At 67.0% G+C, this 21,379-nt stretch carries 22 protein-coding genes and 1 pseudogene; 15 read left to right on the top strand and 8 right to left on the bottom strand.

Going from position 1 to position 21,379, the window contains the following annotated elements:
• Positions 1-14 precede the first annotated feature (14 nt).
• A complete protein-coding gene (locus ACH4D5_RS03840) occupies positions 15-221 on the bottom strand; it encodes a DUF397 domain-containing protein (RefSeq protein WP_398298189.1) in 207 nt (68 codons plus the stop codon).
• Positions 221-1,066 carry a helix-turn-helix domain-containing protein gene (locus ACH4D5_RS03835; RefSeq protein ID WP_398298187.1) on the bottom strand — a complete coding sequence of 282 codons (846 nt, stop codon included), beginning with the start codon at positions 1,064-1,066 and terminating at the stop codon, positions 221-223. Before ACH4D5_RS03835 ends, ACH4D5_RS03840 begins: the two co-directional genes overlap by 1 nt.
• Positions 1,067-1,280: 214 nt before the next feature.
• Here ACH4D5_RS03835 and ACH4D5_RS03830 point away from each other — a divergent pair, with 214 nt between their 5' ends.
• Entirely contained in the window at positions 1,281-1,910 is a 630-nt protein-coding gene (locus ACH4D5_RS03830; protein WP_398298185.1) for an ATP-binding protein, read from the top strand.
• A 29-nt stretch (positions 1,911-1,939) separates the two neighbouring features.
• On the opposite strand, the gene ACH4D5_RS03825 is transcribed toward ACH4D5_RS03830, so the two are convergent.
• Entirely contained in the window at positions 1,940-2,635 is a 696-nt protein-coding gene (locus tag ACH4D5_RS03825; protein WP_398298183.1) for a hypothetical protein, read from the bottom strand.
• A 326-nt stretch (positions 2,636-2,961) separates the two neighbouring features.
• Here ACH4D5_RS03825 and ACH4D5_RS03820 point away from each other — a divergent pair, with 326 nt between their 5' ends.
• From ACH4D5_RS03820 to ACH4D5_RS03805, 4 genes are all read left to right on the top strand, one after another.
• Complete coding sequence (locus ACH4D5_RS03820; RefSeq protein ID WP_398298181.1) at positions 2,962-3,645, top strand: hypothetical protein; 684 nt, start codon at positions 2,962-2,964, stop codon at positions 3,643-3,645.
• 105 nt (positions 3,646-3,750) lie between these two features.
• Positions 3,751-5,166, top strand: coding sequence for a transcriptional regulator (locus ACH4D5_RS03815; protein ID WP_398298179.1), 1,416 nt, complete (start codon positions 3,751-3,753; stop codon positions 5,164-5,166).
• The gene (locus tag ACH4D5_RS03810; protein WP_398298177.1) at positions 5,163-6,989 is read left to right on the top strand and encodes a DEAD/DEAH box helicase; all 1,827 of its coding nucleotides are present in this window, start codon (positions 5,163-5,165) and stop codon (positions 6,987-6,989) included. Before ACH4D5_RS03815 ends, ACH4D5_RS03810 begins: the two co-directional genes overlap by 4 nt.
• Positions 6,976-7,749, top strand: coding sequence for a DUF3883 domain-containing protein (locus ACH4D5_RS03805; RefSeq protein WP_398298175.1), 774 nt, complete (start codon positions 6,976-6,978; stop codon positions 7,747-7,749). Before ACH4D5_RS03810 ends, ACH4D5_RS03805 begins: the two co-directional genes overlap by 14 nt.
• A gap of 26 nt (positions 7,750-7,775) precedes the next feature.
• Here ACH4D5_RS03805 and ACH4D5_RS03800 read toward each other — a convergent pair.
• Positions 7,776-8,675: pseudogene (locus tag ACH4D5_RS03800) on the bottom strand (DNA cytosine methyltransferase); the annotation flags it as partial.
• Between the two features lie 180 nt (positions 8,676-8,855).
• On the opposite strand from ACH4D5_RS03800, the gene ACH4D5_RS03795 reads away from it, so the two are divergent.
• Positions 8,856-9,560 (top strand): HNH endonuclease, encoded by a 705-nt coding sequence (locus tag ACH4D5_RS03795; RefSeq protein WP_398298173.1) that lies wholly within the window; start codon positions 8,856-8,858, stop codon positions 9,558-9,560.
• A gap of 91 nt (positions 9,561-9,651) precedes the next feature.
• Positions 9,652-10,800, top strand: a complete 1,149-nt coding sequence (locus ACH4D5_RS03790) for a DNA cytosine methyltransferase (RefSeq protein WP_398298171.1) — start codon at positions 9,652-9,654, stop codon at positions 10,798-10,800.
• On the opposite strand, the gene ACH4D5_RS03785 is transcribed toward ACH4D5_RS03790, so the two are convergent.
• From ACH4D5_RS03785 to ACH4D5_RS03775, 3 genes are all read right to left on the bottom strand, one after another.
• On the bottom strand, positions 10,777-11,181 hold the full coding sequence (locus ACH4D5_RS03785) for a very short patch repair endonuclease (RefSeq protein WP_398298169.1): 405 nt from the start codon (positions 11,179-11,181) through the stop codon (positions 10,777-10,779). The two genes, ACH4D5_RS03790 and ACH4D5_RS03785, sit on opposite strands and share 24 nt — an antisense overlap.
• A 61-nt stretch (positions 11,182-11,242) precedes the next feature.
• Positions 11,243-12,136, bottom strand: coding sequence for an HNH endonuclease (locus ACH4D5_RS03780; RefSeq protein WP_398298167.1), 894 nt, complete (start codon positions 12,134-12,136; stop codon positions 11,243-11,245).
• 119 nt (positions 12,137-12,255) lie between these two features.
• Positions 12,256-13,290, bottom strand: a complete 1,035-nt coding sequence (locus tag ACH4D5_RS03775) for an SEC-C domain-containing protein (RefSeq protein ID WP_398298165.1) — start codon at positions 13,288-13,290, stop codon at positions 12,256-12,258.
• 275 nt (positions 13,291-13,565) lie between these two features.
• Between ACH4D5_RS03775 and ACH4D5_RS03770 the strand changes: the two genes are divergently transcribed.
• The 3 genes from ACH4D5_RS03770 to ACH4D5_RS03760 all read left to right on the top strand — a co-directional run bounded on the left by ACH4D5_RS03770 (position 13,566) and on the right by ACH4D5_RS03760 (position 16,264).
• Complete coding sequence (locus tag ACH4D5_RS03770; protein WP_398298163.1) at positions 13,566-14,417, top strand: class E sortase; 852 nt, start codon at positions 13,566-13,568, stop codon at positions 14,415-14,417.
• Between the two features lie 81 nt (positions 14,418-14,498).
• On the top strand, positions 14,499-14,738 hold the full coding sequence (locus ACH4D5_RS03765) for a DUF3311 domain-containing protein (RefSeq protein ID WP_398298161.1): 240 nt from the start codon (positions 14,499-14,501) through the stop codon (positions 14,736-14,738).
• On the top strand, positions 14,735-16,264 hold the full coding sequence (locus ACH4D5_RS03760) for a sodium:solute symporter (RefSeq protein WP_398298159.1): 1,530 nt from the start codon (positions 14,735-14,737) through the stop codon (positions 16,262-16,264). The genes ACH4D5_RS03765 and ACH4D5_RS03760 overlap by 4 nt, the downstream gene beginning before the upstream one ends.
• Here the strand turns inward: ACH4D5_RS03760 and ACH4D5_RS03755 are convergent.
• A complete protein-coding gene (locus ACH4D5_RS03755; RefSeq protein WP_398298157.1) occupies positions 16,230-17,657 on the bottom strand; it encodes an MFS transporter in 1,428 nt (475 codons plus the stop codon). The two genes, ACH4D5_RS03760 and ACH4D5_RS03755, sit on opposite strands and share 35 nt — an antisense overlap.
• 107 nt (positions 17,658-17,764) lie before the next feature.
• Here ACH4D5_RS03755 and ACH4D5_RS03750 point away from each other — a divergent pair, with 107 nt between their 5' ends.
• The 5 genes from ACH4D5_RS03750 to ACH4D5_RS03730 all read left to right on the top strand — a co-directional run bounded on the left by ACH4D5_RS03750 (position 17,765) and on the right by ACH4D5_RS03730 (position 21,230).
• Positions 17,765-18,295 carry a winged helix-turn-helix transcriptional regulator gene (locus tag ACH4D5_RS03750; RefSeq protein WP_398298155.1) on the top strand — a complete coding sequence of 177 codons (531 nt, stop codon included), beginning with the start codon at positions 17,765-17,767 and terminating at the stop codon, positions 18,293-18,295.
• A gap of 48 nt (positions 18,296-18,343) precedes the next feature.
• Positions 18,344-18,664, top strand: a complete 321-nt coding sequence (locus ACH4D5_RS03745; RefSeq protein ID WP_398298153.1) for a DUF6412 domain-containing protein — start codon at positions 18,344-18,346, stop codon at positions 18,662-18,664.
• Positions 18,665-18,794: 130 nt separating this feature from the next.
• Positions 18,795-19,562, top strand: a complete 768-nt coding sequence (locus ACH4D5_RS03740; RefSeq protein WP_398298535.1) for a YidC/Oxa1 family membrane protein insertase — start codon at positions 18,795-18,797, stop codon at positions 19,560-19,562.
• Positions 19,563-19,677: 115 nt separating this feature from the next.
• The gene (locus tag ACH4D5_RS03735; RefSeq protein ID WP_398298151.1) at positions 19,678-20,535 is read left to right on the top strand and encodes a fumarylacetoacetate hydrolase family protein; all 858 of its coding nucleotides are present in this window, start codon (positions 19,678-19,680) and stop codon (positions 20,533-20,535) included.
• 89 nt (positions 20,536-20,624) lie between these two features.
• On the top strand, positions 20,625-21,230 hold the full coding sequence (locus ACH4D5_RS03730; protein ID WP_398298149.1) for a hypothetical protein: 606 nt from the start codon (positions 20,625-20,627) through the stop codon (positions 21,228-21,230).
• Positions 21,231-21,379: the final 149 nt, after the last annotated feature.

Below are 21,379 nucleotides of genomic sequence, written 5' to 3'. Positions count from 1 at the left end.
CCACGGACCTACCGTCAGAGCCGCTCGGCAGCGCCCGTGAGGAACTGGACCCAAGCCGCGGAGGAGACGAGGAGGCGCGGCCCGTCGGCTTGCTTGGAATCGCGTATGAGGACACCGCCGGCAAGGAAAGCAGCCTCTACGCACTCGGTGGTGTTGCCTCCGCTGTAGGAGGACTTGAACCACGTGAGGGCCGAGGGAGAAAAGGGGGTGACGGCAGGCATTACAGCTCCTTGCGGACGCGTTGAATCATGGAGGAGGAGGCTTCCATGTCCAACGCTTGTGCGCGGAGGTAGTCGAACGCAAGCCGGTAGCGCTCCAGTTCCTCGTCTTTCTCCAGGAAGAGTGATCCGGTGTGGAGGTCGACGTACACGACGTCCAGCGCTGGCTCGGTGCCACCGAGGATCACGAAGCTGCCGAGGGCGGCGCAGTGGGCCCCTTTGGAGAAGGGCAGCACTTGAAGCGTGATGCCAGGTGATTCATTCGCTTCGAGGAGACGGCCGAGCTGTTCCTTCATGGCCGCCGGAGAGCCGACGACGCGACGGATGACGGACTCGTCGAGGACCGCCCACAGGTGCGGGGCAGTCGGCCGGGTAAGGACTTCCTGTCGCTTCATGCGGATGTCTACGAGGCGTTCGATCTCGGCTGGGGCCAAGCGTACTTCGTTGGCTTGCTGGACCGCGGTGCTGTAAGCGCGGGTCTGCAGTAGCCCAGGCACGTACACGCAAGAGAAGTGGTCTTCTCGGACTGCCTCGTCCTCCAGCGTGAGCAAGAGGTTCATGCTCTCCGGAATCGAGTCGGTGAACGAACTCCACCACCCTTGCTGTTTGGCGTCCTTTGCGAGCGCCACAGCCGCGCGACGTTCGGCATCGGATGCCGCGTACTCGCGGCAAAGTGCTTCGACCACAAGCCACTTGACCGGCCCGGCCTGTGTCTCGTACCGGCTGACCGTTGCCTTCGACACCCCGACGAGGGCGCCGGCCTCCTCAAGGGTCATGCCCTTCCGGGCGCGCAGCTTCCGCATCATGGCGCCGAGCTGGCGTCGGCGAGTGGTGGTCCGTAGTGACATGTGGCTCCTCCTCGGAGGCCGGGCGTCCGGCCAAGAGGCCGCAACCAGGCTAAGTGGCCGCGCAGTTGGCCTTCCATCACGTTCACTCGAAGGATTCTCGTGAGAAGTTACATAGCGAGACTTCTCCGTGCCATGCTCGCAGCAGTTCACTACGCGGTGTAGCCGTACGAATACGGCGGGCGCAGCGCTGCGTGGCCTGAGAGGGAGTCTCTCCATGCCTATGTACGACAAGGGCGAACGGCGGCTGCGCTGCGTCCTGCCATTCGAGGCCGCGCCGGCCGAACTCCACCTGCTCCGCAAGGTGGTGAAGCACAACTTGGAGCACTGGGGTGCGCGGGACGTCGCCGACGAGGTCGCACTGATCGCGACCGAGTTGGCGTCGAACGTCATCAAGCACGTCGGTGAGGGCGCGTCGGCGACGCTGGTACTCGAACCACGCGGGGACCGCCTCCGCGTAGAGGTGCACGACGGGAGCCGTGCCGTGCCGACGCTGAGCGCCGTGTGCGGCGAAGAGGAATGCGGGCGAGGTCTCCACCTCCTGGCTTCCCTGTGCGAGGAGTGGGGCACGCTCCTCACGGCGACCGGGAAGGCCGTGTGGTGCGAACTCTCCCTCGAACCGGCACGCCATTGCATGCGGGTGCGGCGGGGCGCGCTGGTGCTGGAGGAGTACCGGCGCGTGGCCGAAACGACGACCGCGGCGGCACCCACCGCCGCGGTTCTCGAGGAGTCGGTCCCGGACGTCATCGCGGACCTGCTCCATTGGCTGGTGGCGCAGGGAGGGGATCCGGAGGAGACGGTTGAGCGGGCGCTGGTGCACTTTGAGGCGGAGGCCGAAGCTGCATAGGCCCCTGATGCCTGCCGGCACGAGCAGAGCTATGAGGTCGGAGAGGTGCCTAGGGAAGCCAATATGGTCCGGGCATCCTTGACTTGACCCGTGCCGAGAAGAGCCAGGGCGATGTTGACAGTCCCCCGCACGTCATCGCGCTGCGCGGCGGCATTGAGCATCGCCTCGATCCCGTCCTCCGCTCCGGCAACCCGGAACGAGGCGACGGTGGGCGGGAACTCATCGGGACTGAGGTTGTTTCCCATCATCCAGGCGATGAATTGCGCATGGCGGAACCGGCCTGCCGCCACGTGGCTGAGGTAGTCGGCGATGTCGGCGGCATGTGTGTCCGTGGCGAGGTGCCGGTCCCCTGTCTGCCGGGGGACCGGCACCTCAAACCGTGCCGACAGACGTGCGGCTTTCCTGCGGGCGTGCAGCATGCGCCTCTTACGGCTGCGTAACCAAGCCTCGGAAGCCGGCCCCCGCAGCAGAGAAGCGAGGACCACCGCGGCGGCCTCGGGGTCGGTCTTCTCCACCGTGGCAGCCGTACGCAAAGCGAGCAGGTGCGGCAAGGAGTGCGGCAGCCTCCTGTTGACTGCCTGCGCTTCCTCCTTCAGGACCTTGTAGATGCGCTCCAGCGTCTCTGGCTCCCCCGGTACCCGCTCGCCCTTGTAACAAGAGATGGTGGACAGACCCACAGCCGCTCTGCTCGCGATCACCTTGTGGGGGAGGTCGACGGCCTCCACGGTCTCGCTGAAGGCAGAGAAGAACGCCTTCCTGATTCTCGGTGCAGGCCCACCGCGTTGGGTGAACCTGCGTACGGGTCTCTTGGTCATGCCAGCCCTTCGCTGCCGATGCTGGAAGTTTGCGTAGACCTTCCATACTGCTCTGGCCACAACCAGGTCGAATAGAAATTTCGTCGATTGCGGTGGTGCAACATCTTGCACTGCCGCAATTCCGCGATCGGTATGGATTTTGCGGGCGTCTCTGCGTCAGGGTCCTAGTGCTGGCCACAACCGAGCTGACCGCTGGCTTCGGTGGGGACGAAAAGACCTGACGTGAGGAGTACGAGGTGGACATGCCGTCGTGGACGGACACGAAGCTCGGCACGATGAAGCGTGCCGGCCTGTGGCTGGTGACCGTCGTGGGCGAGGGGAACGTCTTCACCAAGGAAGACGTGAAGGCGGCGTTCCCGGGGGTCAGCCAGGCTGATCGCCGGGTCCGTGATCTCCGGGATCACGGCTGGCAGATCGACACGAACCGCGAGGACGCTTCCCTGGGTCAGCATGAACAGCGCTTCGTCAAGCAGGGGGAACCGGTGTGGCAGCCGGGCAAGGGGACACGCCCTGGAACCTCGATCACTCAGACCCGTCGGCGTGAAGTGCTGGCAAGGGACGGACACTTCTGCCGGTCGTGTGGCATCGCCCCGGGTGAGGTCTACGCCGGCACCTACGAGTCCGCCCAGATCGACATCGCTCGTCGCGTGGTGCGGCAGTCGAACGGTACTGAGAAGACTGAGCTCGTAGCCGAGTGCAACCGCTGCCGGGTGGGTGGGCGTGGTGCCGTGACGGACCTGGGCGAGATGCTGGACCGCGTCGAGCGTCTCAGCGGCCTGGACCGCAGGATGCTCTCAGCGTGGATGGAGCGGGACCAGCGTGAGTTCAGTACGGCAGAGGTGTTCTGGGCCGATTACCGCACGCTTCCCGAAGAGTCGAGGGCGAAGGTCCGTGATGCCCTGAAGCCGCCGGCGGAGTAGTCGGCGCAACTTTTCGTCGATGCTGGGGCCATGCTGTCTTACCACAGGTAGAGAGCATGGCCCCAGCCAGCACTAACAACCCTGAACGCTTCTGAGGAGATTTTGGTGACTAAGGAATTCGGCCGGCCGCCGCTAGCGGAGGAAAACAGGGCGCTGGTCGAACAGCGCCTCAAGGACATGGCAGGCGGGAATGGAGTCCGGGAGACACTCACCGTTGAGTGGCGGACGCAGCCACTGCATGTCGAGGTCATCGACATGCCGGTGGAGTCGCTCTACTACAACCCGGGGACGCATCGCATCCGTGCTCAGCGGAGCCACGATCCCGTGCAGGACGAGCTATTGGACCGAGAGCCATGGGCGCCAGCAAGCCAGGACTACCTGGACTACTTGTTGCAAATGCTGCCGGCAGATCCTTCGAAGAGGGACCCCGACTTCGATGACTTGCTGGAGAGCCTCCGCGCCTACCGTCAGAACGAGCCCGGGCTTATCACGCGTGAGGGCATTCTGGTTAACGGCAACACCCGGCGCGCGGCACTCAAAAAGTTGGGAGTCGCGAACATCCGGGTGGGTGTGCTGCCGGAGTCGTGCACCTGGGACGACATCAATGCGGTGGAGCTGTCTCTTCAGCTTCGACCGGACCAGCGCCGTAACTACTCGTACATCAACCGGCTGCTAGCCATGGAGGAGCAGCACCTCATGGGCCGTACGCTAGCCGACGTGGCCCGGGAGTTCCGCATCCGCGCCAGCACGTGTGAACAGGATCTGTGGATTCTCTCGTGCCTGCGTGACCTGATTGAGCGGTCCCAGGATGGCGGAGCGCAGCTGCGGCTGTTGGACTTCGAGCAGCATCAGGAAAAGCTTCGTGAGCTGTATCGTCGATACGCCAAGGAATCTGAGGTGAGCAAAGACAACGCGGAGGTTCTAAAAGAGACGCGTCTTGCTGCTATCGTCCTGGGGTTTTCCAAAACTGACGTACGGCTGATCGAACCTGACTTCAGGGAAAGGTACTTGGACAAGAAGCTACCGGACGCAATGAAGACAGAGAGCGATGCTCCGGCGGCGGTAGCGATCCCGGGGCTCAACCGCACCATGAAGCCGGCCGCCCCAAGGGTCGCCAAGGCCAAGGCGCTGACGGATGCGATCCTGAAAGCCAAGGCGGTTGAGACCGCGGAGGACGGCCTGCTCACGGAGCGCAGCAAGACGGCTGTTGAGATGTTCGGTGCTGCGCGCGTGGCAGTTGAGGAAGCCCTGGAACCGGCAGGAAAGGACGCCCGGGTCCGCAAGCGCAAGCAAGCGGCACAGGACCGCATCACCGACGCCTGTCAGGACATCGAGCAGTGCATCACCGACCTTACGCTCGCCAAGGCTTCCGGCAGCCTTGACGAGGAGGCGTTCGACGAGGCGGTCCTGACCCTGCGAGAGACTCTGACGAAGCTTGCGGTAGTGACGCAGCGCAGCATCAAGGCGCCTGGTGACGGCGTTTCGTGGCTCCGGGAGTCGGTCAAGAAGGAGGGCATGTGACAGCGGCCGCGGAACCCTCTCTGCGAATCGCTTCCGATGTCACACGCACACGTGCCGTTCTGCGTGCAGCGCCAGGACGGGAAGGCGATTTCGCCAAGCTGGCAGCGCGATTCCCCGCGGCCGGGCAGCGCACACTGCTGTCAATGGAAGTAGACCTCGATGACTTCCTCACCGGACTTGAGGCGCTGACCGTCTGGCCCTCCCCGGACGTGGAGTGGGAAGAGGAGCTGGCAACCCTTGTCGGTGGTGTGCTCGACGACGCTGAGCGCGCTGAGCAGTGGCTGGAGGACTCTGACGCGGCTTCCGCCGTAACGGCAGACACTGTGCTGGACGAGCTCGGGCCCGAGTGGCGCGCGGATCTCACCGACTTCCAGCGGCGGGATATCGCGCGTCTTCTGTCCCTGCAGCATGGTGCGAACTTCTCCGTGCCAGGGGCCGGTAAGACCCGTGTCGGCCTAGCGGTATTCGCCGCGATGCGGGAACGGGGGGACGTGCGCCGACTGCTCGTCGTCAGCCCCAAGTCCGCTTATGAATCCTGGGCTTATGAAAGTGCGGAGTGCTTCAAGGAGCCGCTCGCCGCCAGGGTTATGAAGGGCAATCCTGACCCGGGCACGGACGTGCTGATCGTGAACTACGAGCGACTTGACCGGTCTCTCGCCGGGCTCGCCACCTGGCTTCGAAGCGCACCGTCAATGATCATCCTCGACGAGGCGCACCGCATGAAGCTCGGGGCGCGCGGCATCTATGGCAGTGCCTGCATGGCACTCGGACCATTGGCGCGCCGACGTCTCATCCTTACCGGAACACCTGCCCCCAATGGGGCCCGTGACCTGGAGAACCTGCTGTCCTTCGTCTGGCCGGGACACGGCCGCCGGGTTGTGACCAACGCTGTGGCCGGCGGTGACCTCGCCCACGCGAGTACGGTGCTGCGACCCTTGTTCACCCGGACGACCAAGAACGAGCTTGGGCTTCCTCCCTTCGAGACACGCATTCGTTACGTCGCGCTGCCGTCGCTGCACCGGGAGGTGTACGACGCGCTTGTAGGCCGCTACACCGCGCGGGCCGAGGCCGGGCGGGAGGACTTTGACGCTCTGGGCAAAGCGATGCTGCGCTTGCTTATGGCGGCGACTAGTCCTGCCTTGCTCTTAGAGGGAGAGAGCCGGTACGCGCCCCTCGACTATCGCGTGCCGCCCTTGGAGGTGCCGCAGACCGACTCCCTGTACGCACTCCTCAGACAGCTGCCGGACTATGAGCTGTCTCCGAAATACCAGGAGGCGCTCACCATCGTGGCGGAGAACGCAGCTATGGGACGCAAGACGCTGGTATGGACGACGTTCGTCCGTAGCCTCACCACAATGGAGCGGCTCTTCGCCGCCTATCAGCCAGCCGTGGTGCACGGTGGGACCCCTGACCGTGAGGAGCAGCTCAAGCGGTTCAGGGAGGACCCTGACTGTCATGTGCTGCTCTCCAACCCCGCGACTCTGGGTGAGGGCATCAGCCTTCACCAGGTCTGCCATGACGCTGTGTACGTGGACCGTGACTTTATGGCCGGCCGGTTCCTGCAGAGTCTCGACCGTATCCATCGACTTGGACTTGCTCCTGGAACAGAAACACGGGTCACGGCACTAGCGGCCGAGGCGACGATAGACGACGTGGTGGCCTTGCGGCTGGGAGAGAAGCTCGAATTCATGGGCAAGATCCTGGATGATCCGTCCGTGCAGCAGCTCGCCGACCTGCAGGAGGAACCCTCTCTCGCCGCGGGAATGGACATGGCGGACGTTCGCGCTCTCCTCCGGCACATTGATTCTCATGCTGCTCGGTGAAGGGACGCGGCGAGCGGCCATTCGCTGGCTGGAGATACTCCGCATCGCTGATGTGCCGCGAGCCAGGACCTTGTTCACACACCATCCGGATTACGCGGACCTCACACCGGAGCAGTACGCCGTTGGCCTCAGGTGGCTTCACCGTACCGGGCTCTTGGATTGGCGCGGCCGACCCGCGGTGCGAGTCGCTGGATACGAAGACCCGGACAGCGCAGCGGCGAGCCGGATCGCGCAGATGAAGTGGGACGAGTCTGCCGAAGCCGCCCGCCGGATTGTTGGGACAGTCGGGGAGGTGGCGGTCCTGAGGTTGCTCAAGCGCGGTGATGCGGCACGAATCGTGCATGCCGCCGCTGTCTCCGACGCACTTGGGTATGACATCGAAGCTGAGTCTCGTGACGGCGTAGTAGCGCACTTAGAAGTCAAAGCCACAACTGACCCTACACGTCTTGTCATTCACCTCACTCGCAACGAATACGAGGTGATGTGCCGGGATGAGAACTGGCTCTTGGTGGCCGTCTTGATCGGCGTCCAAGAGCAAGCCCTCCATGTGGTGACCGTCGACAGGGAATGGTTGAGCTATGCCGCCCCTGCGGACCGAGATATGCGCGGTGCGTGGGAATCCGTCCGCTATTCGGTGCCTGCGGACGCAATGACGCCGGGCTTGGTGAGAGGTGACGGCAGTCGGTTCCTCCCGGCGGTTGCGGCACCCTTTATGCCGCTCTGGGGCATGGAACCGTTCTCAACCGTGCCGTCCGCATGATCCAGCGCATCTGTGATCACGCGGCCCATGGCTTCAGCGACCGGTGGTGGAAACGCATTGCCCACCTGCCGGTATGTAGATGTCTTGCAGCCCTGGAATTCCCACTCTGGGGGAAATCCTTGCAGGAGGGCCAACTGTCCAACGGTTAGCTTCACCGGAAGTAGCTCACCTGGGGCAGGGGGTGCGTCAGCTACGCTCGACCCATTTACGCCTAGCTTCGCCCATGCCTGCCGTGCGCGCGTAGGGCCGAGATCAGGACCACCGTGTTTCCTGGAGCCGCCACACAGGGTGGGGGCGATCTTCTGGGCCTGCGCGGCCCAGAGATCCGCCAGTTCCCACCCGCGGGACGCCATCGATTCGCGAAGGACGTTTCCCACGAACGCGGCATCAGCGGCGTGAGAAGGGCCATCCGGCCACTGAAAGTGTTCGAAGAGGTGGGATTCCATGCCTACGAGGATTGCGCGTGGGCGGAGTTGGGGGACTCCGAAATCCCGGGCGTACAGCAGTTTCCACTCCGATCTGTAGCCGAGGGCCGAGAGCTCCCGGATCACCTTGGACCGATAGTCAGAGAACTTGCTTTGAAGGAGGCCTTTCACGTTCTCAATGAGGATGGCTCGCGGCCTGATCAGTGCCGTCAGCGACAGGACGTACGGGAAGAGATCACGGTCGTCGTCGGCCCCCAGCTGTTGGCCGGCGAGCGAGAAGGGCGGGCAGGGCACTCCCGCCGCGAGGAGATCAGGCCGCCGCATGCCGGTAAGGGGAGCTGTGTGTAGCGACCGGACATCTGCCTGCAGAACATTCCAGGGTGGCCGGTTGGTGAGCAGGGTGCGGCATGCATCCGCATCCAGTTCAATCAGCGCTTCGTGATGGAATCCTGCTCGCTCCAGACCGAGCGCCTGACCCCCTGCGCCTGCGCAGAGTTCCACACAGGAATGGCGAGGGACCGATTTTTGCGTCACGGGGTTGCCCTTCGGTGTGCACGGACGGCAGATGACCTACTCGGTGCCAGCTTGCCGTTACTTGCCGCGGCAAGTAACGGCAAGCTAGTGTCTGCCCGCGAACGAAGGATGCACTGGACGGATGTTCGATCGGAGGGTGGGGAAGTCGTGGACAGCGGACTCAACTGGCGTGACGAAGCGCTCGGTACTCGCGTGAGGGTGGCTTTGTGGCTCCGGGACGAGGTCGGTGAGGGGCGGACGTTCAAGAAGCAGGCCTTGCGTACGGCCATCCCGGGCTCTGAGCAGGTGGATCGCCGCATGAGAGATCTGCGGCCTGCGGGCTGGGACATCAAGACCTACCGTGACAAGCCAAGCCTGCAAGCCGATGAGCTCTACCTGGAAAAGATCGGCCTCCCGGTCTGGGAGAGGGAGCATCGCGCGGCGGGCCTGAGGCAGATCAGTGCGAAGACCCGTCGGTTCGTCTTCGAGCGTGACGGCCATATGTGCCGTCGATGTGGTGTGGCCGCGGCAGAGGAGTATCCGGGTGAGCCGGGGTCTCGCGCCCGACTGACGCTGGGGCATGTGAACCCGCACAAGTCTGGCGGTGGGGCGAATCCCGAGGACTTGATCACCGAATGCGCCCGCTGCAACGAGACGGTGAGGCACCTGACTGGCACGCAGATGACGCGTGAGCAGGTGTGGGACAGGGTGAAGGAGCTGCCGGTGCGGTTCAAGAAGGACCTGCTGCTGTGGATGGCTGCCGACGCGAGACCGCTGAACGGCGCAGAGCGCGCTTGGGGGATGTACCGGCAGCTGCCAGCGGAGTTGCGGGACGAAGTCAGGCGGGACCTGGAGGCCCTGCTCAAGAGCTGACGCATACCGGGAAAGCTGCAACGAGGGCTGGTTCCAGTGTCTGTGGATGCGACACTTGCGTGTCTGTAGCTACACCACCGGGAGGCGTTCGATGAGTTCCAGCGGCCAGCCGCTGACCTCGATTGAGATCTGCGCGGGAGCCGGAGGCCAGGCGGTCGGCCTCCACGAGGCCGGCTTCCGGCACCTAGCACTTGTCGAGATCGACAAGCACGCGGCCGCGACGCTGCAGCTCAATGTGGCGGAGCTGCAGGCATGGGGGGAGGAAGAGGCGAAAGAGTGCCAAATTCTCTCCATGGACGTAAAGGATTTCACGTTCGAAGTAAGGGAGGAAGAGGAGCTTGATCTCCTAGCCGGCGGTGTTCCCTGCCCTCCTTTCTCTGTAGCCGGAAAACAACTTGGGAAAGATGATGAGCGGGACCTCTTTCCGGAAATGCTGAGACTGGTACGCGAGCTGGGGCCGCGTGCCGTGATGATCGAAAATGTCGCCGGGCTTGTTAGGCCTTTCGATAAATTTTCCGAATACCGAGAGTCGATTAAGCAAGAATTGCGTGACGAGGGGTATGTCGTTTGCGGATGGCGTCTCCTAGAGGCCGCCGATTTTGGGGTTCCGCAGCTTCGCCCTCGTGCGATCCTGGTAGCGATCCGAGAGGACTGCTACCGAGGATTCGACTGGCCTGAGCCGAAGCGTGAGCTTAAGACAGTGGCGCAGGCGCTGAAGGTCACGATGGAGCGCCGCTTCACTAAGGCGGGAAGGCCCGAAGGTTTCGAGAAATGGCTAAAGAAAGCCACTGAGGCTGGAACGGTAGCGCCTACCCTGGTGGGTGGTTCCAAGAAGCACGGTGGAGCCGACCTTGGGCCTACCCGCGCTAAGAGGGCCTGGGCGGCTCTTGGTGTGAACGGGATGGGTGTCGCCAACGACGAGCATGAACCCAATCTCGAAAGGGACCTTGGCAATAAGGACCTGGCGGTCAGCGTCCCGGAAGCCAAGCTCGTCGGTCCCATGCTCACTGTCGAACAGGCGGCGATCATTCAGGGCTTTCCGCCCAGTTGGCGCTTCGCCGGCCGTAAGACGGCTCGTTACCGGCAGGTGGGGAATGCATTTCCTCCGCCTGTCGCTGAGGCGGTAGGGCTTTCGATTAAGGAAGCGCTGGAGCGTACGGGCACCGTTTGGTCCCCGCCTAAGGGCGATCTGGAACCAGACGGAACAACCTATGCGTCAGGACTCGATACCATCATCTGATGGGGCTTCGCGCCGCTCCGATACCAGCCGGATGATTTCAGCTGCCGACTCGTCAGCAGGCGTATGCTCCCAAAAGCGCAAGACGAGCCAACCGGCTTCCGTCAGGCGCCGGTCGGTGTCCCGGTCGCGCTCTATGTTGCGCTTCACTTTGTCGGACCAGTAGCCGGAGTTGGTCCTTGGTGAAACGTAGTGCTCAGGGCATCCGTGCCAATAGCACCCGTCGATGAACACTGCGACCTTCGTCGGCCGGAAGACCATGTCTGCTGTCCGGCGAAGGTCGGGCAGTGGACGCGTCGCCACTCGATACCGAAGGCCATGGGCGTGAACGAGCCGTCTGATCAATCGTTCAGGCTTGGTGTCCCGACTCCGGATCGCCTGCATGTTGCGGCGCCTAGCTGCGGACGATGCCCATGATCCTTCTGGTGGGAACCATGGCTGTGGATCACTCAACGGCCGTGCTCCTAAGATCTGTCCCGGAAGGCGCCTTTTGCGCGCGCTTCGCTCGCCTGCGTGCGCGCTCAAGCCTGACGACTGCGGCTTGAGGTCCTCCAGGGGGCCAAGGCTCCCAGTGCTCTAGCCGGTAGAACGAGAGGACACGTCGCCCCTTCTTGCGCTGGGAATTCTTGATGATCCAGCCGAGGGAACGGAGTTCGCGCATGCGTTTGGTGGGGTCGCCGTTGTTCTCCTCACGGGCCACGAGGACGATCAGTTCTTTTGGAACATCTTCTCCCGCCATGGCCTTGAGTAACTCTCCGATTCGCAGATGGACTTCCGGGAGGCTGAGCGATTTCCGGAGGGCGTCGGCGTTCTCCTGATGGTCCGCGAAGAGGGCTTGCTTGTCGTGGTTGTCCTCATCGCAGAGCAGTTGGAGATTCTCGGGGTCGTTAGTCCCCCCTAGGTCAAGAGGAACCATATGGTCGATGACCAGTTTCACCTGGTCGTCTTTGGGTGTGCGGCCGCAAGCGGCACAACGGTTTCCGTAAGTGTGATGGACCAGGGCGCGTACCGACCCTGGAATGTTCTTCCGGGTGGTCCGCTTGTCGGCATCGGGGTTCCATCCCAGCAATGGATAGACGAACAGGTTTCTCTTCTCGGGTACTCGCCGTGCGGGCACATCGAAGTGCGTACGCAGTGAGCGAAGCCTCCGGTCCATCTGCAGGTTGGATTTACCGGTAAGGGCGCTGACACGCTCCCTAATAGCAGGCATCGCCAGCGGTTCTTCCCGCGCCTGGTAGAGCACGTCGTAAACGGCTCGCGTCTCGGCATCCGATATCAACCCCCGCAACTCCGCGCTGGCCGGGTCCGGGAGAGGCCTTCGTTCGTTCTTCTCTGACATGCAGTCCTGAGGTTTCACTCGTTGCGATAAGGGCGAGGCCGAGCCGAATCGAGACGGCGCCAGGCAAGTCCCTCAGAGCAGTAGCGCGTGGCTGCTAGCTCCGTGCATCAAGGCAGGCATCAATCGCTTCCGTGGCAAGCGTCATACGCGCGTCCCGACCCACACCAACACATCCCACCGCGCTCCGGTGGCCAAGGGACCGCTCGTCCTCGGGCCGCCAGTGTCGTTGCGTACTGGGGGAGGAGGGACGGGTCTTCCGGGGATGTGGCTTCTGAGGCGGCGAAGGCTTCGTAGGAGGGGACTGTGCCTGTGACGATGCCGAGGTTCGGGGTGCCGGAGGTGGAGAGTTCGCGGAGGGAGGACTCTATGGTCGACAGGTGGGCCTCGTGGGACGGGTACTCCGAGGTCAGGGACGGGTATGCCGTCAGGAGTTCTGTCAGTTCCGCGGCCGGCCAGTGGAGGATTGCCACGGGGAACGGGCGGGACAGCGCCTCGCGGTAGGAGCCCAACTCCGCCTGGATGCGGGCGATCTCCGCGCGGAGTTCCGCGGGGTTCTCCGAGCCGAGGGACCAGGTCCGCTTCGGGTCGTGGAGTTCGTCCAGGGAGACGGAGGCCGTCGAGACGCGGTCCGCGAGCGCGTCCCACTCGTCGTGCTCCGCGCCCAGGAGGCGGCGCACGCGGTGGCGGCCGAAGAGGAGCGGGTGCGTCGCGTACGGGGGGTTCGTCGTGGTGGCGGGGATCAGGAGGGACGCCGCCTCTGTGAAGGTGGCCTGTGCCTGTTCCAGTTCGTCGTGTGCCTCCAGCGACTCCGCCACGATCACCCACGGTGCCGGGTCCCGGGGCGACGCCGTGCGGACTCCGTCGATGATCGCGCGGGCCTCGGCCTCGTGGCCGTACTCCCAGAGGTTCGAGGCCTTCAGCGCGCGGATCAGGAGGGGAGCCGACGGGGGGTGCGGCGCGGAGGGAGACAGGAGGCGGTCGTAGAGCGTCGTCGCGCGGTCGCGGGCGCCGGCCAGTTCGAGGTGGGCCGCGGCCTGGATGAGGAGCTGTTCGGCGTCCTCCGGATACAGGTCGGCCGTGCGTTCCAGGCGCGCGGCTTCGGCGATGTGGTCGACGTCGACGTGGTCGGCGGCAGCAGGCTTCTCGGGGCGCATACGGGACACGGTACTGCCGAGCGTGCCTCCCGCAGGAGGGTCGGGGCGGGGTCGGTGCGGAGTCGGTGCGAGGTCCGTGCGGGTGCTGCTCCGGTTCGGCCATGGATTGTTGCCGGTGCAGGGCCTATCCTCCGGGCCGCCGGGGGCGTCGGCTTGCGAGGGCGCAGGGGGGACGTCGGCCCCTCCGGGTTGCTGGGGAACCGTCGGTCCCTCGGTCCGCCGGAGAACGTCGGCCCTCCGGGGTGCCGGGAGACATCGGGTGCGGAGGAGGCCTTGTGCGTAGTCGCGTGCCCGTCGTTCAGCAAGGGCGCCGCCCGCGTCGTCCACAGCAAGGGCCCCGCCCGCCTCGCCCCCTCGGCCTACGACTCCTCTGGAACAGCGCCGAAGTCGCCGTCACCCTCGGGGTCGTCCTGCTCCTCCTCGTCGCCCATCAGCTCTGGTGGACCAACCGGCAGGCCCGCGCCGCCGCCGAGCGGAAGGTCGAGGCCCTGGAGGAGGCGTGGGCCGCTTCCCCTGATGGGGAGCCCGGTCCGGCCGCCGGTTCCGGGCGGCCCTCGGGGTCCCCTCCCCGGGCCTCTTCGGGAGGTGGTGACCGACCATCTTCGCGCGGCGGCCGCCCAGCCGCGGGGGCCACCGGTGAGTCGGCCGCGGCGTCCGGCGCATCCGAGCCCCGCTGGGACCAGGCCTACGCCGTCCTCCGCATCCCCCGCATCGGCATCCGCGTCCCCGTCGGCGAGGGCGTGAGCAAGGGGGCCGTGCTCAATCAGGGGTACGCCGGGCACTATCCCCGCACCGCCCAGCCCGGCCGGGCCGGGAACTTCGCTCTCGCCGGGCACCGCAACACCCACGGGGAGCCCTTCCGGTACATCAACCGGCTGCGGCGCGGGGACGAGATCGAGGTCCGGACCGCGGACGCCCGCTACACGTACGTCGTCGACAAGACCCTGGCGCGGACCTCCGCCCGCGACAGCGGTGTCATCCGGAGCGTGCCCCGCAGTGACGTGCGCAAGGGATACGGGTATCGCGACGCCGGGTACTACATCACGCTCACCACCTGCACCCCCGAGTACACCTCCAAATACCGGCTCGTCGTCTGGGGCAAGCTGCGGTCCATGCGGCCCGGGTAGGCCCGGGTAGGCCCAGGTAAGTCCGGGTAGGCCCGCGCAGGCCGGGATAGGCCCGCGTAGGCCCGGATAGGGTCGGCTCTCGTGATCGCTCGCCGACCCCCGTCATACCTGTCCCGCCCTCACCTCCTCTGGCTCCTCGGACCCTTCGTGCTGTACCTCGGGGCCCTGCCCCTCGCCAACCGCGTCCGGCCCGTCGTCCTCGGGCTGCCCTTCCTCTTCTTCTGGCTCCTCTGCGCGACCCTCCTCACGCCGCTGTGCGTGTGGCTGGCCCACCGAGGGGATCGAAGGAAGGGCCGACAGCAGGGGAAGGAACAGGCATGAGTGACGGAGCCGTCGCCACCCTCGTCTTCGGCGTCTTCATGGCCGGCACCGTCGCCCTCGGCCTCGCCGCCGTGCGCGGGCGCGGGCGGCAGGGCGGGATCGCCGAGTGGTCCGTGGGCGGGCGCAGCCTCGGGGCCGTGTTCATCTGGGTGCTGATGGCGGGGGAGGGCTACACCAGCTTCAGCTATCTGGGGGCGGCGGGCTGGGGGTACAACTACGGGGCGCCCGTGCTGTACGTCGTCGCGTACATGTCCTGCGGTTACGCCGTGGGGTACGTCGTCGGGCCCATGCTGTGGGCCTACGCCCGGCGGCACGGGCTGGTCAGCATCTCCGACATGGTCGCCCACCGGTACGGGCGGCCGTGGCTCGGCGCGGGCGTCGCCCTGCTCGCCACCGTGTTCCTGCTGCCGTACATCCAGCTGCAGATCACCGGCATGGGCGTGGTCGTCTCCACCATTTCCTACGGTGCCATCAGCCTCAACTGGGCCTACTTCATCGGCTTCGCGGTCACGACCGGGTTCGTGGTGGTGAGCGGGCTGCGCGGCAGCGCCTGGGTGTCCGTGCTCAAGGACGTCCTCGTCGTGGGGACTCTTGCCTTCCTCGCCGTCTACGTACCCCTGCATTACTTCGACGGATACGGGCCGTTCCTCGACCGGGTCGTGAGAGAGAAGAGCGACTGGCTGACGTTGCCGGGGAGCGGAGGCAGCGCCTACGGAGAGGCGTGGTTCGCCACGACCTCGCTTCTCAACGCGCTCACCGTCGTCATCTTCCCCACCACCGTCGCCGGCTACCTCGGCGCCCGCAGCGCGGACGGGCTGCGGCGCAACGCCATCTGGCTGCCCGCCTACAACGTGCTGCTCTTCGTGCCCATGCTCCTCGGCATGGCCGCGCTCTTCGTCGTGCCGGGGCTCGTCGGCGCCGAGTCCAACCTCGCGCTCTTCAAGCTGGTCGTCGACTCGCTGCCCGCCTGGGCCGTCGGCCTCATCGGGGTGGCGGCCGCGCTCTCGTCCATCGTGCCGATGGCCGTGTTCATGCTGGTCATCGGGACGATGTGGGGCAGCAGCGTGCTGTCGCTGCTGCCCCGGTGGCGTACTCCGCAGCGGCAGAAGCTCGCCTCGCAGGGCGTGGTCGTCGTCGCGGGCGCGCTCGCCCTCGCCCTGACCTACGGGGCGCCCAACACCCTCGTACGGCTGTCTCTCATCTCTTACGAGGGGATGGCCCAGCTCGTACCGATGCTGCTGCTGGGTCTGGTGTGGCGGAAGCTGACGTTGGCCGGGGTGTTGAGCGGGCTCGTCGTGGGGGTCGGGATCGTGTGCGCGCTCGTCTTCAGCGAGCACGACCCCGTCTTCGGGGTGAACGCGGGGATCGTCGCGCTCGCCGTCAATCTCGCCGTGGCGCTGACCGTGACGTACGTCGGTCCGGCCGGTCGTGTGGACGAGCGGCCGGACGCGGACGTGCTCGCGAGCGATCCGCTCGGTGACGAGGATGTTCTCAGCCCCGCCGTTCCCTCAGCAGCAGCACGATGACCGCGGCCAGCAGGCCGAGGCCCGCCGAGACCGCCATCGCCACGTCCGCGCCGTGCGCGAGGTCGTCCGTGGACGTCGACACCGCGATCATCAGCGCAACGCCCGCCGCTGAACCGATGTAGCGCGCCGTGTTGTTGGCGCCCGAGCCCATCGCGGCGCGCTCGGCCGGCACGGACTCGACCGCGAGCAGCGGGAGCGCGGCGTTCAGCAGGCCGCTGCCCACGCCCGAGAGGACGAGGCCCGGCAGCAGCCGGAGCCAGGAGCCGCCCCCGGCCGCGCCGAGCATGGTCAGGACGGCGACGGCGTGCAGGGCGAAGCCGACGGCCAGCTGGTGGCGGGGTGAGACCCGGCCCGCGAGACGCCTGGCCTGCAGCGCCGCCACGAAGGACGTGCCCGACCAGATCACGAACAGCCAGGCCGCGTGCATCGTCGACAGGCCCAGCGTGTGCTGGAGCAGGGTCGGCAGGTAGCTGAAGAGGGCGATCACGGAGAAGCCCGTGAACAGGCCGCCCGTCGTCGAGGCCAGGAAGAGCGGGCGGCGCAGCAGGCCGAGGTCGAGCATCGGGTTCCTGCCGCGGCGCTCCACGGCCACGAACGCGGCGAGCAGGGCGACCGTCACGGCGAGGAGCACGCCCACCGGCGCGCGCAGCCAACCGTCCCTGCCGAGGGTGAGCGCGGCCACCAAGGAGGTCAGGGCGAGGCCGAGCGCCGACGCGCCCGCCAGGTCCGGGCGGCCGGGGTGCGCGGCGCGGGACTCCGTCACGGCCCGCGGGACGAAGGCGGCGACCACGAGTGCGGCGAGGCCGAGCACCGCGTACGCCCAGCGCCAGCCGTCCGGGCCCAGGCTCGCGATGCCGCCCGCGACGGGCGGGCCCGCGGCGATGCCGCCGCTGACGAACGCGCCCCAGATGCCGGTCGCCCTGATCCGGCCGGGCCCCGCGGGGAACGCGTGCACGAGCAGGCCGAGGCTGCTCGCGAGGATCGCCGCGCTCGCCGCGCCCTGGGCGACGCGGGCCAGCGTGAACAGCCAGGTCGAATCGGCGAGCGCGGCGAGTGCGGTGGTGATGCCGAGCGCGACGGTGCCGGAGAGGAAGATCCGGCGCCTGCCGTGGTCGTCGGCGAGGCTCCCCGCGACCAGGAGCACGGCGGCGAGGCCGAGCGGTGTGCCGTTGAGCAGCCAGGCCTGGGCGGAGAGCGGGGTGTGCAGGGCGGCGGCCGTGTCGGGGAGCGTGATCATCGGCGCGGTGTACGTCATGAGGGCCACGGCGGTGGCGGCGCTGGTGACGGCGAGCGTGGCGCCGGCGCGCGGCGCGGTGGGCGTGCGGGCGCCGGGTGGTGGTGCGGGGGCGGTCGACGGAGCGGTGGTCGGCGTGCGGACGAGCCGGGTGGACATGGGTCAGCCCTTCGAGGTTCAGTCAATGAACTCGGTGAGGTGAGTGACCGTAGCATCCGAAGTTCGTTCATTGAACCTCGTATGGGAAAAGTGGTTAGAGTGGGGCCATGGCTCTCGGCAAGGACTACGCGGCGCAGGAGTGCTCGATCGCCCGCGCGCTGGAGGTGGTCGGCGAGCGCTGGACGCTGCTCGTCGTCCGCGACGCCCTCTACGGAGTGCGGCGGTACAACGACTTCCTCGTCCACCTCGGCATCCCGCGCGCCGTCCTCGCCGCGCGCCTCCAGGCGCTCGTCGCCGCCGGGGTCCTCGACAAGCGGCCGTGCGCCGAGGCGCCAAGACGGCACGAGTACGTGCTCACGGAGCGCGGCGAGGCCCTGTGGCCCGCCCTGCGCGCACTCGGCCTGTGGGGGCGCGATCACATCCCCGGCACCGCGCCGCTGCGGTACTTCCGGCACGCGCGGTGCGGCACGGAACTGGGCCTCGTGGGGGACTGTCCGGCCTGCGGCGGGCCCGTCCCCGTCGCGGACGTCGAGATGCTGCCCGGCCCCGGACTCGATCCGGAGCCGGCGGATCCGGTCAGCCGGGCGCTCGCCCGGCCCCGCAGGCTCCTTCAGCCGGTCGACCTCGATCCTGTATAAACGGCAGTACCGCTGAACGGCAGTACGACAGATGTGAGGAGGGGGGACATGCGCGACGTGATCCGTGGCTGGAAAGCAGCCGCACGCCCCGCCCTGCTCCTCCTGTTCCTCCTCGTCGAGGTCGTCCTCGTCGACACCGGCGGCCTGGCCTCCGCCGTCGCGCTCGCCGCGACCGCCGCCGCGGGCTCCGCGCTCGCTGCCTGCTCCGTGATCGCCGCGCGCTGCGCGCCCGCCGTGCCCCGCACCAGAGTGCGCACGGCCATCCGCGACCGCGAGATGCGCACCGCCTTCCTGCCGCAACGCGACCCCGACGCCCGGGGCCGCAGGCGCCCCCGAGCACCCGGCCGTCTCCTCCTGACGGCCGCGTAGGGGATCCCGCACCACAGCAACAGCCCCTGCCCCGACCCTTCGTGGGCCGTCACGCCGACGCGACGTCTTCCGTCGCCTTCTCCTTCCGGCACGACGGAACCCCTCGGAGGGCTTCTCCATGTCCGATCTCATGTCCGCGTTCATGTCCCTGTTCGCCGGCCTCGTCGAGCACATCGCCGACCTGCTCGACCCGTTCTTCCACGGTTCGGCGACCGCCGCCGCGATCGTCCTGTTCACCGCCTGCGTACGACTCCTCGTACACCCGCTGTCGCGCGCCGCGGCCCGCGGGCAGAAGGCGCGCGCCAAGCTGTCGCCGCAGATCGCGGAGTTGCGCAAGAAGCACGCCAAGAACCCCGAGAAGCTCCAGCGGGCCGTCCTGGAACTGCACAGGAAGGAGCAGGTGTCGCCGCTCTCCGGCTGCCTGCCGAGCCTCTTCCAGCTGCCGGCCTTCTTCCTCCTCTACCACCTCTTCTCCAGCTCCCGCATCGGCGGCGAGGCGAACGCGCTGCTCGGCCACACCCTCTTCGCCGCGCCGCTCGGCGGCCGGTGGACGGACGCGCTGGCCGACGGCGGGGTCTTCGGGGCGCAGGGTCTCGTCTACGTGGCGCTGTTCGCGGTCGTCGCCGCCGTCGCCACCTTCAACTACCGGCGTACCAAGGTGCAGATGAGCGCGAATCCGCTGCCGCAGGGGCAGGCCGGGGACCAGCAGGTGCCCGGCATGGGCGCGATCACGAAGGTGATGCCGCTGATGTCGTTCATGACTCTGTTCACGGTGGCCGTGGTGCCGCTGGCCGCCGCGCTGTACGTGGTGACCAGTACGACGTGGAGCGCGGTCGAGCGGGCGGTGCTGTACCGGGACATGCCGGGCGGAGCGGGAGCGCTGGCTACCGCCGGGTAACGGTCCAGTACGTGAACCGGGTATTGCATACGGCACAGGGACCTTGGAGGATCGACCAATCCTCCGATGGCCGCACCCCATCGGCCGGGCCACGCTCGACCAAGGGAGACTGACCATGAAACTGCTGCGAGTCGGTACGGCGGGGGCGGAGCGCCCCGCGCTGCTGGACGCCGACGGGACCCTCAGGGACCTGTCCGGCGTGGTCGCCGACCTCGACGGCACCGTGCTCGCCGACGCGGCGGCACTCGACCGGATCAGGGCCGCCGCCGACGCGGGCGACCTGCCCGTACTCGCGGCCGAGGGGCTCCGCGTCGGACCGCCGGTGGCGCGGATCGGCAAGGTCGTGTGCATCGGCCTCAACTACCACGACCACGCCCGGGAGACCGGCGCCGAACCGCCCGCCGAACCCGTCGTCTTCTTCAAGGCGGCCGACACGGTGGTCGGCCCCGACGACACCGTCCTGGTGCCGCGCCGCTCGGTCAAGACGGACTGGGAGGTCGAGCTCGCCGTGGTCATCGGACGTACGGCGCGCTATCTGGAGTCGCACGAGGAGGCGCTGGCCCACGTCGCGGGGTACGCGGTGGCGCACGACGTCTCGGAGCGGGAGTTCCAGATCGAGCGGGGCGGCACCTGGGACAAGGGCAAGAACTGCGAGACGTTCAACCCGCTGGGCCCCTGGCTGGTCACCGCCGACGAGGTGCAGGACCCGCAGGCCCTCTCCCTGAAGCTCTGGGTCAATGGCGAGCTGAAGCAGGACGGCACGACCGCCGACCAGATCTTCCCGGTCGCCGAAGTGGTGCGGTACGTGAGCCAGTTCATGACGCTGTACCCGGGCGACGTCATCAACACGGGTACGCCCGCGGGGGTCGCGATGGGACAGCCCGAGCCGAAGCCGTACCTGCGGGCGGGCGATGTGGTGGAGCTGGAGATCGAGGGGCTTGGGCGGCAGCGGCAGGAGTTGAAGGACGCGTAGCCCGTCCGGAACGCGCAGCCCGCCCCCCGCCCGCACGCAGGGCCGGCGTTCCCGGTTCGCCGGGGGCGTCGGCGCGCCATGATGACGCCATGGGACTGACTCCGGCCGAAGCGGCGCTCACCGGCACGGCGTTCGGTGCCCTGGCCACGTTCTCCAGCGCGTGGCTCATTCAGCGGGCCACGACCAGACGCGAGCGCGAGAACCGCGTGTGGGACCGGCGGATGGCCGTCTACGACGAAGTGATGATCGTCGTCAGACGGATGGCCGACCTCAGGGAGGCCGTCCGGCGGACCGGCACCTTCCCCGAACGGCGGTCCGGTGAGACGGCCCCCACCGACGACATGTCCCCGCTCCTCGCCCGCCTGGAGATCTACGGCAGCGACGAGCTGCTCGCCGCCTGCAAGCACGCCTTCGCCGCCCGCAGGCGGTGGAAACTCGCCTGGGGAAAATGGCACACCCAGCGCGAGAACAACCCCCGGATCAGCGACAACGACGCATTCTGGGTCGAGTTCAAGAAGGCCGTGAAGAAGTCACGGAAAGCCGACCGCCGGTTGTTGTCGCTGCTGCGCGCGGAGGTCCATCCAGAACGGATCTCCGCGAGACGCAAGATGTTGATGCGGCTGAAGCGGTTCAGGCTGCCGAATCCACGGCGCGGACGCACGATCGACCCCGGACGAACTCCTGACCGACCCTGACGAATATTCCAGGAGATGTGCCACAGGCCCATTCCACGGCAACCGATTCTGGCTACCATGGCGTCTTCCGGGTGAAAGCGGGAGTTCGCTCAGGGGTGGCGGGGGTTCGCTCAGGGGTCTCGCTCAGGGGTCCGGACGGGGGGCTGGTC

The organism is Streptomyces sp. NPDC018029, assembly GCF_044327655.1.
Classification (GTDB): Bacteria; Actinomycetota; Actinomycetes; order Streptomycetales; family Streptomycetaceae; genus Streptomyces.
Note: the sequence above shows the minus strand (reverse complement) of the source record. Positions and strands in the feature narration are given on the sequence as shown.